Below are 15,838 nucleotides of genomic sequence, written 5' to 3' on the forward strand. Positions count from 1 at the left end.
AGCGATGCACGAGGAAAACGAACTGCCACTTACCGGCCTTGTCGTCGTCGACATGAGCCAGTTTCTCTCCGGTCCCTATTGCTCCCTAAGGCTGATGGACCTCGGCGCGCGCGTCATCAAGATCGAGCGCCCGGACGGTGGCGATCTCTCGCGCCGCCTCTATCTGAGCGACACCGAAATCGGTGGCGATTCCACCATCTTCCATGCGATCAATCGCGCCAAGGAGAGCCTGGCGATCGACCTCAAGGACGAAGCGGATGTGGCGGCGCTGAAGGCGCTGCTTGCCAAGGCCGACGTCCTGATCCAGAATTTTCGCCCCGGCGTCATCCAGCGGCTCGGGCTCGACTACGAAGCAGTGCGGGCGATCAACCCGCGCATCGTCTACGCCTCGATCAGCGGCTATGGGGAAGAGGGACCTTGGGTCAAGCGACCGGGCCAGGACCTGCTGGCGCAAGCGCGCTCCGGCGTCATGTGGTTGAACGGTGACGAAGCCCAAGGCCCGGTCCCCTTCGGCCTTGCCATTGGCGATATGCTTGCGGGCGCGGCAGCCGCGCAGGGCATTCTTGCCGGCCTCGTTCGCCGCGGCATATCCGGCAAGGGCAGCCTGGTCGAAACGAGCCTGCTCGAAGCGTTGGTCGATTTCCAGTTCGAGGTGCTGACCACCCACCTCAACGACGGCAGGCGACTGCCCAAGCGTTCGGATTTCCGCAGCGCCCACGCCTATCTCTCGGCACCCTACGGCGTCTATCCGGCCAAGGACGGCTATCTGGCCATTGCCATGACGCCGATCTCCAAACTCGCACAGCTGCTGGAGATGCCACAGCTCGCGCCTTATTGCGACGACCCGTCGTCCTGGTTTTCAGCGCGCGACGCGATCAAGGCGCTGATTGCCGAGCGCATCGGCGAGAACACGGTGGACCATTGGCTCGCCGTACTTGAGCCGGCCGACATCTGGTGCGCTCGCGTGCTCAACTGGAACGAGCTGCTGGAGAGCGACGGCTTCCGCATTCTTGACATGCTGCAGACCGTCAACCGCGAAGACGACGTTTCGATCCTGACCACCCGTTCGCCGCTGCGCGTCAACGGTCGGCGCGCCCAGGTCGATCGCGCGGCCCCGAGAATCGGCGAACACAGTGCGTCGATCCGCGAGGAGTTTGGCCTATGAGCGTCACTCTCAAGGGCATGACATGGAGCCATCCGCGCGGCTACGACCCGATGGTGGAATGTTCGAAGCTCTGGCTGGAAAAGACTGGCGTCGCCGTTCACTGGGAGAAGCGCTCGCTGCAGGATTTCGAGACTTTTCCGGTCGAGGAGCTTGCAAGGGCTTACGACCTGATCGTCATCGATCACCCCCATGTCGGGCAGATCACCAATGAAGGGTGTCTTGCCCCACTCGATGTGGCCGGTCGGGAGGCGGAACGTTCCGCGCTTGCAGCAGGCTCCGTCGGACAATCCTATCCGAGCTATGCCTGGAACGGGCGGCAATGGGCCTTCCCGATCGATGCGGCGACGCAGGTCCAGGCCTGGCGGCCGGATCTTGGAGATCGCGTTTCGACGTGGTCCGATATGCTCGATCTCGCACGCAAGGGAAAAGTTCTGCTACCGATGCGGCCGCCGCATTCGCTGATGAGCTTCTACACGCTTTGCGCCAATCTTGGCCACGCTTGCGCGGTCGATGGTCGAGCAGACCTCGTCGATGTGGATGGGGGCGTCGCTGCCTTCGAAATGCTTTCCGAGCTCACCTCGCTCATCGATCCGGCCTGCTTCGAGATGGATCCGATTGCGGCGCTGGAGGTGATGTCAGCCCCGGAGGCAACGGCCGTCTGCGCGCCGTTGATCTACGGCTATGTCAGCTATTCCGTGGCCGGTTTCCGGCCATCGCTGATCCGGTTCGGCGATATTCCGGTCGCCGGCCAGCACGGCCCGAGCGGTTCCGCGCTCGGCGGAACGGGCATCGCCGTCTCTGCATTCTCCTCGTCCATCGAGGCCGCGACCGACTTTGCCTATTGGGTTGCAAGCGGTGAGGTGCAGCGCCAAGCCTACGCCTTTGGCGGCGGCCAGCCGGGACACGGCGACGCCTGGGACGACGATGCTGTGAACGCGGCGACGGCAGACTTTTTCCGTGCGACCCGTGCGACGCTCGAAGCCGCCTGGGTGCGTCCCCGACACGATGGCTACATGCCGTTCCAGCAGGCAGCCTCGGATCGCATCAATGAGGGGCTCTTGCGCAAGGAGAAGGCGAGGGACGTCGTCGACGAGCTCAACCGGCTCTTCGTCGAAAGCTTCGCTACCGCGTAAAGACAAACACCGGAGATGAGCGATCGGCTCATCTCCGGTGTTCAGCAAGAGGTCCGCCCCGCGGTTTCAGGCTTTGTCGAGCAGGTGGGCGGCGATGATGGGTCGCATCGCCTTATTAGGCGAGATTCCAGATCCGACGCGCGTTTGCCGAGAGCAGCTTTGTCTGCTCTTGCGGGCTGCAGCCATTGAGCAGCGCGTGGGTGGTCGCAACCCAGGTCGAAAGATTGCCTCCGAGCGTGCAGACGGGCCAATCGCTGCCCCAGACGACGCGATCCCAGCCGAAGGCGGCGATCGTATGTTCGACGTAAGGTCGCAGCGTCTCGACATTCCAGCTTTCATCCGCATAGGCGACGACGCCGGATATCTTGGCGACCACATTCGGCCGTTGCGCGATCTCGCTCATGTGCTCGCGCCAGGGATGCTCGGCGCCGCTCCGAATATCGGGAACGCCGCAATGGTCGAGCACGAACTGCAGATCAGGTACGAGATCGGCAAGGGCAATGGCCTTGGGGATCTGGTGCGGCAGGACGCAGAGATCGAAGGTGAAGCGGCTTCCGGCAAGCCGCTTGATGTTTTCGCGGAAGACGGCACCTTCCGACAGATCGTCCGCGACCACGTGCAGAACGCGGCGAAAACCTTTGACAAAGGGATCACCCTGTTGCCGTTCGAGATAGGCTGCAAAGCCGTCTTCCTCCGGGCGGCACGCGGCAATCGCCCCCTTGAGCAGGCTGTCGGCTTTTTTCGAAAGCTGCCGAACTTCTGAGGTCTCCAACTCCATTTCGCCAGGATCGACATCGACTTCCATGTGCAGCGCCGTATCGATGCCGACACGCCGGGCTTCCGCCTCGTAGGTCGAATAAAGGAAATCCCGATCAAGCGCCGGGACGCCCGTTAGCCAGGGATAGGTCAAGGCGGACTTGTTGATGAGATGCAGATGGGTATCGACGATCACGATGCGGCCTCCTCCGTATGCTTCACACTCTCACATGGGAAGAGATCATTCAAATAAGAAATTGACTGCCGACGGTGATCGCGAGCTTCGATTGCCGAGGGTATATCCTGTGCCTGCTCATTCCGGCGATTGCGCCACATCCGAGCCCGCAAGCACCGAAAGCTGTGTCGCCGCGCTACGCAAGAGCGAGATCGTCTCGGTGATATCAGGCGCGGACGGCGCATTGACCAGTGCGATATAGGGGATGGTCAGCGCCGCGATGCCGCGTCCATCGGGACCAAGAATCGGAGCCGAGAGATTGTAGACGCCGGCCGTCTGTGCGCTTGCCATCATTTCGTAGCCACGCTCGCGGATCTGGTCGAGGCGTGCATAGAATTCTGGACCAAGCGAGATCTCGTCCTTGCTGCGCGCGTGCTCGGCGATCATCATTTCGCGTTCCTCCGGCGTGCGGAAGGCGAGCAGGATGTGACCGGAGCCGGTATCGAACAGGCTGATATGTGAGCCGACCCGGATCGAGATCCCCCAGTAATCAGGCGCTTCCTGCTGGGCAATGACAACAGCCGAGCCTCGATCGAACACGGCCAACTGGTTGGCCTGCTTCGACCGTTGCGCAAGATCGCGCATCAGCGGCGTCGCATAGGAGGCGAGGCGCCGCACCGGCGCGTGCAGCTGGGCCAGGCCGAAAAGTTTCAGCGTCAGGGAATAGCGATCGCCATCGATCCGCGTGACGTAGCCGCGGCGCACGAGCCGGTCGAGCATCCGGTAGAATTCGTTCGGGCTGCGGTTGAGCCTCTTCGATATTTCCGCTTGCGTTAGGCCACCATCGACGCTTGCCAGCAGCTCGAGAATATCAAGTCCCTTGTCCAGCGCGGGAGCGCGGTAGCGATCGGACTCTTCGGTGTCCATGGGCGTCCTCCTTAGTGAATATTCATATCCATATACGCAGAGAAAGCCGCCGACAAAAGAAAGTTGGCCCTTGACGGGTGATAAAATTATTGTTTGTATATGAATTAGTTTCTCACAAATGAGAAATGCGTGCCGGGATGAGGGCGCGCTTCAGTGGAGGAGAGGTTATGAACAGGCTGCTTTCCGGCGTATCGGCCGGAGTCATCATGCTTGCCTGCGCAGTGGGAGCGGCCAATGCCGCGGAACTGCCCGGCAAGTTCGAAGGCGTCGCCATCGACGCCAAGCTGATCGGCGGACAGCAATACGAAAAGCTCTATGAGCGGATCGCGGAATGGGAGAAGGCGACCGGCGCCAAGGTCAACATCCTGTCGAAGAAGAACCACTTCGAGCTCGACAAGGAGATCAAGTCGGACATCGCCACGGGCGGCATCAGCTGGTGCGTCGGCTCCAACCACTCCTCCTTCGCCCCGCAGTACCCCGATATCTATACCGATCTCCTGGCGCTGCTTCCGCCGGAAGAGGTCGCGAAGTTCGTGCCGGCCGTGATCGACGCCTCGACGCTTGGCGGCAAGCTCGTCATGCTTCCGCGCGCGCAGTTCGACGTATCGGCGCTTTACTATCAAAAGAGCCTCTACCAGGACGACGCCAAGAAGGCGGCGTTCAAGGAAAAATACGGCTACGATCTGACGCCGCCGGATACCTGGGCCCAGGTCAGCGACCAGGCCGAATTCTTCGCCGCACCGCCGAACTTCTACGGCACGCAGTTTGCCGGCAAGGAAGAGGCCATCAACGGCCGCTTCTATGAGATGCTGGTCGCCGAGGGCGGCGAGTACCTCGACAAGGACGGCCGTCCCGCGTTCAACTCCGAAGCAGGCGTCAAGGCACTCGACTGGTTCGTCAAGCTCTATAAGGACAAGGCCGTTCCTCCGGGCACGACCAACTATCTCTGGGATGATCTCGGCCAGGGCTTCGCGTCCGGCTCGATCGCCGTCAATCTCGACTGGCCTGGCTGGGCAAGCTTCTTCAACGACCCGAAGTCGTCGAAGGTTGCCGGCAATGTCGGTGTCAAGGTTCAGCCGGCAGGGTCTTCGGGCAAGCGCACGGGCTGGTCCGGTCACCACGGCTTCTCCGTCACCGAGGATTGCGCCAACAAGGAAGCGGCAGCTTCGCTCGTCTGGTGGCTGACCAACGAGGACAGCCAGAAGCTGGAATCGGCTCCCGGTCCGCTGCCGACACGCACCGCCGTCTGGGAATACAACATCAAGGCCGCCGAAGGCGACGCCTACAAGACCGAGGTGTTGCAGGCTTTCCAGGAAGCGGCAAAGCACGCGTTCCCAGTCCCGCAGACGGCCGAGTGGATCGAGATCTCCAACGCCGTCTATCCGGAACTCCAGGCAGCAATCCTCGGCGACAAGACGTCCAAGGAAGCCTTGGATAGCGCCGCCGAAAAGGCGACCGGCATCCTGGAAGACGCTGGAAAGCTCTGATCGCAGATAAGGGAGGCGGCGCCGATACAAAGGTGTCGGCGCCGCCTTCGTCATTTACTGCATAACGCCCTGGGTCGGAATCGATCTGGAGTAAATTATGCAGCAAGTTTAATGCCTTGTGGCGTCTATATCGTGTCATGTCTGATGCGTGGCGCTGCGAAGTCACCCTCAGGAATGCCTGATGAAGCTCAAGAAACTGTCCGCGCCGGTCCTTCTGCTGCTGCCGGCCTTTGTCGTGCTGGCAGCCGTCATCGTGCTGCCGTTGCTCTTCTCCTTCTATTCGAGCTTCACGCCATTTCGGCTGACCAAGCCTGAAACGCTCTGGATCTTCGTCGGCCTGCGCAACTACATCACCGTGCTGAGCAACTGGGATTTCTGGGTCGCCTTCGGGCGCACTGTGCTGCTGCTCACCGTTGCCCTGAACACAGAGATGCTGCTTGGCCTCGGCCTGGCGCTGCTCGTGAACAAGGCGACGCACGGCCAGCGGCTGCTGCGCACCATCATGATGTTCCCGATGATGTTTTCGCCGGTGCTCGTCGGTTTCCAATTCAAGTTCATGTTCAACGATAATATCGGTTTCGTGAACAACGCCCTGCAGTCGCTCGGGCTGACGGACCGCGCCATCCCCTGGCTGATCGACGGCAACCTGGCGCTGATCTCGATCATCATTGCCGAGGTCTGGTCGTCGACGGCGGTCTTTGCCATCCTCATTCTCGCCGGTCTCCTGGCGATGCCGAAGGATCCGGTCGAGGCGGCGCATGTCGATGGCTGCACGCCGTGGCAGACTTTCCGCTACGTCACCTGGCCCTATCTCATGCCGTTTGCCTTCATCGCCATGACGATCCGCTCGCTCGATGTCGCCCGCGCCTATGACATCGTGAAGATCATGACCGACGGCGGCCCGGCCAAGCGCACCGAACTCCTGTGGACCTTGATCGGCCGCACCGCCTATGCCGACGCGCGCATGGGGATGGCGAATGCCATGGCCTATGTCGCCATCCTGCTGTCGATCGTCTTCACCGTCTATTTCTTCCGCAAGCTCGCCGCCGCGCGCCAGCAGATCGGAGCCGAGTGGTAATGGATATCAATTCGTCACATCGCCTGCGCCGGCGCCTCCTGAAGGCGGCGCACCTGATCGGGCTGTTTCTGGCCATGGCAATCATCTGCCTGCCGGGCCTCTGGATCGTGCTGTCGTCACTGCGCCCGACGGTCGAGATCATGGCGAAGCCACCGGTCTGGATCCCCGAAAGCATCTCGCTCGACGCCTACCGCGCCATGTTCGCCGGCGCCGGGCAGGGCGGGGTTCCCGTCTGGGACTATTTCCGCAACTCGCTGATCATCTCCGTGACGTCGACGGTGATTGCTCTCGCGATCGGCATGGCCGGCGGTTATGCCTTTGCCCGCTATCGTTTCAAGGCGAAGTCGGCGATCTTCCTCGGCTTCATGCTGACACGCGCCGTTCCCGGCATCGCGCTGTCGCTGCCGCTCTTCATGATCTATGCCCGCACCGGGATCATCGACACGCATTTCTCGCTGATCCTCACTTACGTTGCCCTGAACGTGCCCTTCACCATCTGGCTGATCGACGGCTTCTTCCGCCAGGTGCCGAAGGATCTGGCCGAAGCCGCCCAGATCGACGGCTGCACACCCTGGCAGGCCTTCTGGCAGGTGGAGTTTCCGCTTGCCGGTCCCGGTATCGCGTCCGCCGGCATCTTCGCTTTCCTCACGTCGTGGAACGAATATGCGCTGGCCTCGCAGATCACCCGCTCGGTCAACTCGAAAACGCTGCCTGTTGGTCTCCTCGACTACACAGCCGAGTTCACGATCGACTGGCGCGGCATGTGCGCGCTTGCCGTGGTCATGATCGTCCCGGCACTCACGCTCACCTTTATCATTCAAAAGCACCTCGTTTCGGGCCTGACCTTCGGCGCGGTGAAAGGATAACATTCATGGCTCCTGTCACCCTCAGGAAACTGATCAAACGCTATGGCGCGCTCGAAGTCGTTCACGGCATCGATCTCGAGGTGAAGGACCGCGAGTTCATCGCGCTGGTCGGCCCGTCCGGTTGCGGCAAATCGACGACCCTGCGCATGATCGCCGGCCTCGAAGACGTCAGCGGCGGCGCCATCGAGATCGGCGGCCGCAAGGTCAACGACCTGCCGCCGCGCGCCCGCAATATCTCGATGGTCTTCCAGTCCTACGCGCTCTATCCGCATATGACGGTCGCCGAGAACATGGGTTTCTCGCTGAAGATCGCCGGCCGTTCCGCCGATGACATCAAGGCGCGTGTCGAGGAGGCTGCAACCATTCTCGATCTCGGCCATCTGCTGGAGCGTCGCCCGTCGCAGCTGTCCGGTGGCCAACGCCAGCGCGTGGCGATGGGGCGTGCGATCGTGCGCCAGCCCGATGTCTTCCTGTTCGACGAGCCGCTGTCGAACCTCGACGCCAAGCTGCGCACCCAGGTGCGCACCGAAATCAAAAAACTGCATGCCCGCATGCAGGCAACGATGATCTATGTGACGCATGACCAGGTCGAGGCGATGACGCTGTCCGACCGCATCGTCATCATGCGCGACGGCTACATCGAACAGGTTGGGACACCGGAAGAAGTGTTCCAGAAGCCAGCGACGAAGTTCGTTGCCGGCTTCATCGGCTCGCCGCCGATGAACATGGACGAGGCGGTCGTGGACAATGGCCAGTTGGTGTTTGCAAGCGGCGTCCGCCTGCCGATCCCGCCGCGGTTTGTCGGCGCCATCCGCGCTGGCCAGAAGGTCACATTCGGCCTGCGCCCGGATGATATCTACCCCTCCGGCCATGGCCTTCATGCCGGCGATGCCGCCGCCGTGCACGAGGTCGATCTGCCCGTCACCATCACCGAGCCGCTCGGCAACGAGACGCTGGTTTTCATTCAATTCAATGGCCGCGACTGGGTTTCGCGCATGCTCAATCCGCGTCCGCTGCGCTCCGGCGAAAGCGTGCGCATGAGCTTCGATCTCTCCCGCGCCCATCTTTTCGACATCGACACAGGAAAGGCTCTGGAAGGCTGACATGGCAAGGATCGAGAAAATTGAACTGCGCATGGTCGATCTGCAGCCGAAGGTGAAGCGGACCGACGCGATCCAGAGCTTCGTCAGCCAGGAAACGCCGATCGTCACCATCACCGATTCCGATGGCGCGACGGGAACCGGCTACAGCTACACGATCGGCACCGGCGGATCCTCCGTCATGCGCCTGCTTTCCGACCACATCGTTCCGATCCTAATCGGCGAGGACGCCGATTGCATCGAGGCCATCTGGCATAAGATGGAATTTGCCACTCACGCTACGACCATCGGCCCGATCACGGCGCTGGCGCTGGCGGCCGTCGATGTCGCACTCTGGGATCTGCGCGCCAAGAAACAGAACCTGCCACTCTGGAAGCTTGCCGGCGGCGCCAAGGACAATTGCCCGCTCTACACCACCGAAGGCGGCTGGCTGCATATCGAAAAGGGAGCCCTCGTCGAGGATGCGCTTCAGGCGAAGGCCAAGGGCTTTTCCGGTTCCAAGGTTAAGATCGGCAAGCCGCACGGCTCGGAGGACTATGATCGCCTCTCGGCGATGCGCAAGGCCCTCGGCGACGGCTTCGAGATCATGACCGATTGCAACCAGGGTTTTACCGTCGACGAGGCGATCCGCCGGGCCGCACGCCTGAAGGAACTGGATCTCGCCTGGATCGAGGAGCCGCTGCCGGCCGACGATCTTGACGGCCACATCCGCCTGACGCGCTCGACCCCGACCCCGATCGCCGTTGGCGAATCCATGTATTCGATCCGGCATTTCCGGGAATACATGCAGAAGGGGGCCTGCTCGATCGTCCAGGTCGACGTCGCCCGGATCGGCGGCATCACGCCTTGGCTCAAGGTCGCGCATGCGGCCGAGGCTTTCGATATTCCCGTCTGCCCGCACTTCCTGATGGAGTTGCACGTCAGCCTCGTCTGCGCGGTGCCGAACGGCAAATATGTGGAGTACATTCCGCAACTCGACGAGTTGACGGAGAAGGGCATGGAGATCCGCGACGGACGCGCCATCGCGCCATCCGAAGCCGGCATCGGCATTGCCTGGGACTGGGATGCCGTGAAGGCACGCTCGATCAATGAATTCACCCGGGAATTCGTGAACTAGGGAGGTCGCCATGCAACGGATGGGAATGGTGATCGGGCTGCAGCCGGAAAAGATCGCCGAATACAAGAAATTGCACGCCGCCGTCTGGCCGGAGATCCTTGCACTGATTTCCGAATGCAACGTCACGAATTACTCGATCTTCCTGAAGGAGCCGGAGAACCTGCTGTTCGGCTATTGGGAATATGTCGGCGAGGATTTCGCCGCCGATATGGCCAAAATGGCCGCGCACCCGAAGAACCAGGAATGGTGGTCGGTGTGCATGCCCTGCCAGAAGCCACTCGAAACGCGCAAGGACGGCGAGTGGTGGGCGATGATGGAGCAAGTTTTTCATCACGACGGGAAGGCTTCCCGCCGTGACTGACGGCTTTGACCCCACATCCCTGCAGCAATCCTGGCTGGCGCCTGCAAAGCCGCGGCCGATCGTCATTTTCGGCGCTGGCAGCATCGTCGGCGACGCGCATCTTCCGGCCTATCGCAAGGCAGGCTTTCCGGTCGCCGGCATCTTCGATCCTGATGTCGAGAAGGCGGCAGCGCTTGCAGCCAACTGGGGCATCCACGCATTTGCGGCCGAGGCCGAGGCGCTGGCGAGCCCCGATGCGATCTTCGATTTGGCGACACCACCGGCCGCGCATGCTGCAATCCTGTCGAAACTGCCAATGCGCTCGGGCGTATTGATCCAGAAGCCGATGGGCCGCGACCTCGCGGCCGCAACGGCAATTCTCAACATCTGCCGAGATCGGCAGCTGAAGGCAGCGGTCAATTTCCAGCTGCGCTTTGCGCCGATGATGCTGGCGCTGCGCGACGCAATCGGCAAGGGCCATCTCGGCCAGGTCGTCGACTTTGACGCATGGATTGCCGTCGCCACGCCTTGGGGTCTCTGGCCATTCCTCAAAGGGCTGCCACGGATCGAGATCGCGATGCACTCGATCCATTATCTCGACCTGATCCGCGGGCTGCTCGGCAATCCCGAAGGTGTCCACGCCAAGACGATCGGCCATCCGAACCATGAGGTGGCGCAGACCCGAACGGCCGCCATTCTCGATTACGGCGACAGCGTGCGCTGTGTGCTTTCGGTCAATCACGATCACGATTTCGGCCGCAAGTTCCAGGCCTGCGAGTTCCGCATCTCGGGAACCGAGGGTGCCGCCTACGTCAAGCTGGGCGTCAATCTCGACTATCCGCGCGGCGAACCCGACGAACTCTGGATCCGGCCCGCCGGCGGCACGGAATGGGTCGAAGTGCCGCTCAAGGGCGCCTGGTTCCCGGATGCTTTTGCCAATCGCATGGCCAACCTGCAACGCTTCGTCAGTGGCGAGGATGAGCAGTTGATCGGCTCCGTCGACGACGCCTGGCAGACCATGGCGCTGGTCGAGGCAGCCTACCAATCCAGCGCGCGACCAGCGACCGCGATCGCGCCACTTCCCGGACGTTGACGATGGCAGAACAGACAATCCATTTCGAAGACTATGAACTCGGCCATGTCAGGCTGACCACGGGTCGCACGATTACCGAGACCGACTTCGTGGTCCATGCCGGACACACGGGCGACTTCTTCCCGCACCACATGGATGCGGAATTCGCCAAGACGTTGCCGGGCGGGCAGCGGATTGCCCATGGCACGATGATCTTTTCGATCGGCGTCGGCCTGACGGCGTCGCTGATCAATCCGGTTGCCTTTTCTTATGGCTATGATCGGTTACGGTTCGTGCGTCCGGTTCATATCGGCGACACCATCCGCACCCGCGTGACGATCTCCGCCAAGGAGGACGATCCGAAGCGGCCGAAGGCGGGACGTGTCGTCGAACGGTGCGAAGTTATCAACCAGCGTGGCGAGGTCGTCCTTGCCGCCGACCATATCCTGGTCGTCGAACGCAAAGCATGAGGGGTCAACAATGACAACGGATCTTTCCGGTAAGGTCGTCCTTATCACCGCCGCAGCCCAGGGCATCGGTCGCGCCACAGCACTTGCCTTTGCCAGGGCCGGCGCGAAGGTGCATGCCACCGATATCAACGCTGAAGCACTCGCAGCGCTGGCTGCGGAGGCCGATGTCGAAACCCATCGGCTCGATGTGCTCGATGGCGGCGCTGTCGAGGCGCTGGTTGCCAAGATCGGCCAGGTCGATGTGCTCTTCAATTGCGCCGGTTTCGTGCACGCCGGCTCGATCCTCGACATGAAGGAGGCCGATCTCGAATTCGCCTTCGACCTCAACGTCAAGGCGATGATCCGCACCATCCGCGCCGTCTTGCCGGGCATGCTTGCGCGCAAGGACGGCTCGATCATCAACATGGCTTCGGTCGCGTCGAGCATCAAGGGCGTGCCGAACCGCTTTGCCTATGGCGTGACCAAGGCGGCCGTCATCGGCCTCACCAAATCCGTTGCTGCCGACTACGTTGCCGATGGCATCCGTTGCAACGCGATTTGCCCCGGCACGGTCGAAAGCCCGTCGCTGCAGGATCGCATGCGGGCGCAGGGCGATTACGACACGGCGAGAGCCGCCTTCATCGCCCGCCAGCCGATGGGGCGGATCGGCACTCCGGAAGAGATCGCCGATCTCGCCCTCTACCTCGCCGGCGCGACCTATACCTCCGGGCAGGCCTATGCCATCGATGGTGGCTGGACCATCTGAGCACTCAAATCAGGGATAAGACACCATGAAACTTCTTCGTTATGGCGAACCGGGACAGGAAAAGCCCGGCATCATCGACGCCGGCGGCATTCTGCGCGATCTTTCCGGCCATGTCGCCGACTTCTCGGGCGCAGCCCTTGATCTCGACGCGCTGGCAGCAATTACCAAGCTTGATCTCACCGGCCTTCCGGCTGTTGCCGGCAATCCGCGTCTCGGTCCCTGCGTCGCCGGTACCGGCAAGTTCATCTGCATCGGCCTCAACTATTCCGACCACGCCGCTGAAACCGGTGCGACCGTTCCCCCCGAGCCGATCATCTTCATGAAGGCGACGTCGGCCATCGTCGGTCCGAACGATGACCTCGTCATTCCGCGTGGTTCCGAGAAGACCGACTGGGAAGTCGAACTCGGCGTCGTCATCGGCCGCAAGGCGAAATATGTCAGCGAAGCCGAAGCCCTCGACTATGTCGCCGGCTATTGCACGATCCACGACGTCTCGGAGCGCGCATTCCAGATCGAGCGCCAGGGACAGTGGACCAAGGGCAAGTCCTGCGACACTTTCGGCCCGACCGGCCCATGGCTGGTGACCAAGGAAGAGGTGCCGGACCCGCAGAACCTGCCGATGTGGCTCAAGGTCAACGGCGTGACGATGCAGAACGGCTCGTCGAAGACGATGGTCTACGGCGTCGCCTATCTCGTTTCCTACCTGTCGCAGTTCATGTCGCTGCAGCCGGGCGACATCATCTCGACCGGTACGCCGCCGGGCGTCGGCATGGGCATGAAGCCGCCGCGTTACCTCAAAGCCGGCGATGTCGTCGAACTCGGCATCGAAGGTCTCGGCACCCAGAAGCAGTCCGTGCGCGCGGACGACTGATCTACTTTCATTGGAGCAAACATGACCCGCATCACCGATCTGCGCGTCTTCGATCTGCGCTTTCCCACATCGCAGAGCCTCGACGGTTCCGATGCCATGAACCCGGACCCTGATTATTCTGCGGCTTATGTCATCCTCGACACTGATCATCCCGGATTGGCGGGCCATGGCCTGACGTTCACGATCGGGCGGGGCAACGACATCTGCTGCATGGCGATCAAGGCCATGCAGCATCTCGTCGTCGGCAAGGATACGGCAGAGATCCTTGCCAATCCCGGCCGGTTCTGGCGACACCTGACCAGCGACAGCCAACTGCGCTGGATCGGCCCAGAGAAGGGTGCCATCCATCTCGCCACCGGCGCGATCGTCAACGCGATCTGGGATCTGCTCGCGAAAGAAGCCGGCAAGCCCGTCTGGCAACTGGTCGCCGACATGTCGCCGGACGAGATCGCCGACATCGTCGACTATCGCTACATGACGGATGTGTTGACCCGCGACGAGGCCGTGGCGATCCTCAAGCGTGCCGAGGCCGGCAAGGCGGAGCGCATCGCGACGCTGAAGAACGAAGGTTACGCCTGCTACACGACGTCTGCCGGTTGGCTCGGCTACGACGACGACAAACTACGCCGACTGGCGCAGGAGGCGATCGATCAGGGCTTCAACCATGTCAAGATGAAGGTCGGGCGCGATCTCGCCGATGACATTCGTCGCCTGACGATTGCGCGGGAAGTGATCGGCCCGGATCGCTACCTGATGATCGATGCCAACCAGGTATGGGAAGTCGGTGAAGCGATCGACTGGGTCAAGCAACTCGCCTTTGCCAAGCCGTTCTTCATCGAGGAGCCGACAAGCCCCGACGATGTCGCCGGCCATCGCAAGATCCGTGAGGCAATCGGCCCGGTGAAAGTCGCGACCGGAGAGATGTGCCAGAACCGGATCATGTTCAAGCAGTTCATCGCCGAAGGCGCGATCGACGTCGTGCAGATCGATTCCTGCCGCATGGGCGGCCTGAACGAGGTGCTCGCGGTCCTGCTGACGGCGGCGAAGTATGAGCTTCCAGTCTGGCCGCATGCCGGCGGGGTAGGGCTCTGCGAATATGTCCAGCATCTGTCGATGATCGACTACATCGCCGTGTCAGGGACGAAGGAAGGCCGGGTGATCGAATATGTCGACCACTTGCATGAACACTTCCTCGAGCCTTGCGACATCCGCAATGCCGCCTACATGCCGCCACAGCGTCCAGGCTTTTCGATCGAGATGAAGCCGCAATCCATCGAGGATTACACCTTTCGAGGTTGAAGGTTCGGATCACAATCGCGGCTGTATTCATATATAATAGTTGCATTCATCATACCTTACCCAGGCCGCCGCAGGATTTCTGCGGCGGCTTTGTCTTTTTCTGTGCAGGTGCACATCATTGGTCGCCCAAATATCCGCGTGGATCTCAAGACATTCCGCTTGACGCTCACGACTCATTCGTAAATAACTTGTTCATTCGCTTATGAATGAATTCCGGAGGGGAGTCCGGAAGAGGAGGATCCAATGAAGACGTTCATGCTCGCGGCGGCCATGGCCGCTCTGTCCTATTGCGGCGGCGCCAATGCGCAGGAGTACAGCCTGCGGTTCTCGACCTCGCAGGTGAATCCCAACGAACCGATCGTCAAGGCGATGAAGACCTTCTCCGAGCGGGTTGAGAAGCGCTCGGACGGCCGTATCGCGATCACCGTGATGACCGGCGACCAGCTCGGTGCGCAGAAGAAGGTCAACGAGATGGTGATGAGCGGCGCCAGCCTGCTCAGCGCCACCGACTACGGCCAGCTCGGCCAGTTCGTGCCCGACATGTCGATTCTGGCCGGCCCTTATGTCTATCCGAGCCTTGAGGCCACGGATCGTCTGTTTGCATCGGACCTCTACAAGGAACTGTCCGGCAAGCTTGAGGCGCAGGGCATCAAGATCATCATGCCAAACGGCCTCTTCGGCTACCGCCACATCATCTCCAACAAGCCGGTCCGAAGCCCGGCCGATCTTGCCGGCGTGACGATCCGCGTGCCGTCGTCGCCGATCATGATGGCGACCTTCGGCAGCTATGGCGCACGCCCGACGGAACTGCCCTGGGGCGATGTCTACAATGCGCTGCAGACCGGCGTGGTCGATGCCGCCGAAGGCCCCTTCGGCTCGATCGCCGGTGCAAAGTTGAACGAGACCCGCAAGGTCGTCTCCAAGACTGGCCACCAGATCATGTTTACAGCCTGGGTCGCATCCAGCCAGTTCTTCAACAGCCTGCCGGAAGATCTGCAGAAGATCCTCCTGGAGGAGGGGCAGACGATCGCCAAGGAATTGACTGAGATGACACTCGAAACCGACGATGCCTATGCAAAGCAGCTCGCCGATTCCGGCGTCGAGATCGTCACCGACGTCGACGTTCCCGCCTTTGTCGAAGCCTCGCGTGTCGCATACGACAAGGTACCGAACATCACTCCTGGGATCTACGATCGCGTCCAGAAGGCGATGGCCGAGTAAGAAGGGTAAGCGCCCT

Annotated in this window: 16 protein-coding genes; 14 read left to right on the plus strand and 2 right to left on the minus strand. The window is 61.5% G+C overall.

Annotation, left to right across the window (positions count from 1 at the left end; genetic code table 11):
* Window positions 1–4: 4 nt before the first annotated feature.
* Both AC244_RS31525 and AC244_RS31530 read left to right on the plus strand, forming a co-directional pair.
* Window positions 5–1,165, plus strand: a complete 1,161-nt coding sequence (locus AC244_RS31525; RefSeq protein ID WP_053252771.1) for a CaiB/BaiF CoA transferase family protein — start codon at window positions 5–7, stop codon at window positions 1,163–1,165.
* Complete coding sequence (locus AC244_RS31530) at window positions 1,162–2,298, plus strand: ABC transporter substrate-binding protein (RefSeq protein WP_053252772.1); 1,137 nt, start codon at window positions 1,162–1,164, stop codon at window positions 2,296–2,298. Before AC244_RS31525 ends, AC244_RS31530 begins: the two co-directional genes overlap by 4 nt.
* A 115-nt stretch (window positions 2,299–2,413) precedes the next feature.
* Here AC244_RS31530 and AC244_RS31535 read toward each other — a convergent pair whose 3' ends face one another.
* Window positions 2,414–3,250, minus strand: a complete 837-nt coding sequence (locus AC244_RS31535; RefSeq protein ID WP_053252773.1) for an amidohydrolase family protein — start codon at window positions 3,248–3,250, stop codon at window positions 2,414–2,416.
* Between the two features lie 117 nt (window positions 3,251–3,367).
* On the minus strand, window positions 3,368–4,156 hold the full coding sequence (locus AC244_RS31540) for an IclR family transcriptional regulator (protein ID WP_053252774.1): 789 nt from the start codon (window positions 4,154–4,156) through the stop codon (window positions 3,368–3,370).
* Between the two features lie 167 nt (window positions 4,157–4,323).
* On the opposite strand from AC244_RS31540, the gene AC244_RS31545 reads away from it, so the two are divergent.
* From AC244_RS31545 to AC244_RS31600, 12 genes are all read left to right on the plus strand, one after another.
* Complete coding sequence (locus AC244_RS31545; RefSeq protein ID WP_053252775.1) at window positions 4,324–5,643, plus strand: ABC transporter substrate-binding protein; 1,320 nt, start codon at window positions 4,324–4,326, stop codon at window positions 5,641–5,643.
* Between the two features lie 181 nt (window positions 5,644–5,824).
* A complete protein-coding gene (locus tag AC244_RS31550) occupies window positions 5,825–6,721 on the plus strand; it encodes a carbohydrate ABC transporter permease (RefSeq protein ID WP_053252776.1) in 897 nt (298 codons plus the stop codon).
* Entirely contained in the window at window positions 6,721–7,587 is an 867-nt protein-coding gene (locus AC244_RS31555) for a carbohydrate ABC transporter permease (RefSeq protein ID WP_053252777.1), read from the plus strand. The genes AC244_RS31550 and AC244_RS31555 overlap by 1 nt, the downstream gene beginning before the upstream one ends.
* 5 nt (window positions 7,588–7,592) lie before the next feature.
* Window positions 7,593–8,690 carry an ABC transporter ATP-binding protein gene (locus AC244_RS31560; RefSeq protein ID WP_053252778.1) on the plus strand — a complete coding sequence of 366 codons (1,098 nt, stop codon included), beginning with the start codon at window positions 7,593–7,595 and terminating at the stop codon, window positions 8,688–8,690.
* A 1-nt stretch (window position 8,691) separates the two neighbouring features.
* Window positions 8,692–9,804, plus strand: coding sequence for a mandelate racemase/muconate lactonizing enzyme family protein (locus AC244_RS31565; protein ID WP_053252779.1), 1,113 nt, complete (start codon window positions 8,692–8,694; stop codon window positions 9,802–9,804).
* 10 nt (window positions 9,805–9,814) lie between these two features.
* Entirely contained in the window at window positions 9,815–10,165 is a 351-nt protein-coding gene (locus AC244_RS31570) for an L-rhamnose mutarotase (RefSeq protein WP_053252780.1), read from the plus strand.
* Window positions 10,158–11,237, plus strand: a complete 1,080-nt coding sequence (locus tag AC244_RS31575; RefSeq protein WP_053252781.1) for a Gfo/Idh/MocA family protein — start codon at window positions 10,158–10,160, stop codon at window positions 11,235–11,237. The genes AC244_RS31570 and AC244_RS31575 overlap by 8 nt, the downstream gene beginning before the upstream one ends.
* Before the next feature lie 2 nt (window positions 11,238–11,239).
* Window positions 11,240–11,686, plus strand: coding sequence for a MaoC/PaaZ C-terminal domain-containing protein (locus AC244_RS31580; protein ID WP_053252782.1), 447 nt, complete (start codon window positions 11,240–11,242; stop codon window positions 11,684–11,686).
* Window positions 11,687–11,696: 10 nt separating this feature from the next.
* Window positions 11,697–12,431 carry an SDR family oxidoreductase gene (locus tag AC244_RS31585; protein WP_053252783.1) on the plus strand — a complete coding sequence of 245 codons (735 nt, stop codon included), beginning with the start codon at window positions 11,697–11,699 and terminating at the stop codon, window positions 12,429–12,431.
* 25 nt (window positions 12,432–12,456) lie between these two features.
* Window positions 12,457–13,302: a fumarylacetoacetate hydrolase family protein gene (locus tag AC244_RS31590; RefSeq protein WP_053252784.1), complete on the plus strand. Its 846-nt coding sequence runs from the start codon at window positions 12,457–12,459 to the stop codon at window positions 13,300–13,302.
* 21 nt (window positions 13,303–13,323) lie between these two features.
* Window positions 13,324–14,601: an L-fuconate dehydratase gene (locus AC244_RS31595; protein WP_053252785.1), complete on the plus strand. Its 1,278-nt coding sequence runs from the start codon at window positions 13,324–13,326 to the stop codon at window positions 14,599–14,601.
* Window positions 14,602–14,844: 243 nt separating this feature from the next.
* Window positions 14,845–15,822 (plus strand): C4-dicarboxylate TRAP transporter substrate-binding protein, encoded by a 978-nt coding sequence (locus AC244_RS31600; RefSeq protein ID WP_053252786.1) that lies wholly within the window; start codon window positions 14,845–14,847, stop codon window positions 15,820–15,822.
* Window positions 15,823–15,838: the final 16 nt, after the last annotated feature.

This window comes from Ensifer adhaerens (assembly GCF_001270265.1).
Classification (GTDB): domain Bacteria; phylum Pseudomonadota; class Alphaproteobacteria; order Rhizobiales; family Rhizobiaceae; genus Ensifer; species Ensifer adhaerens_B.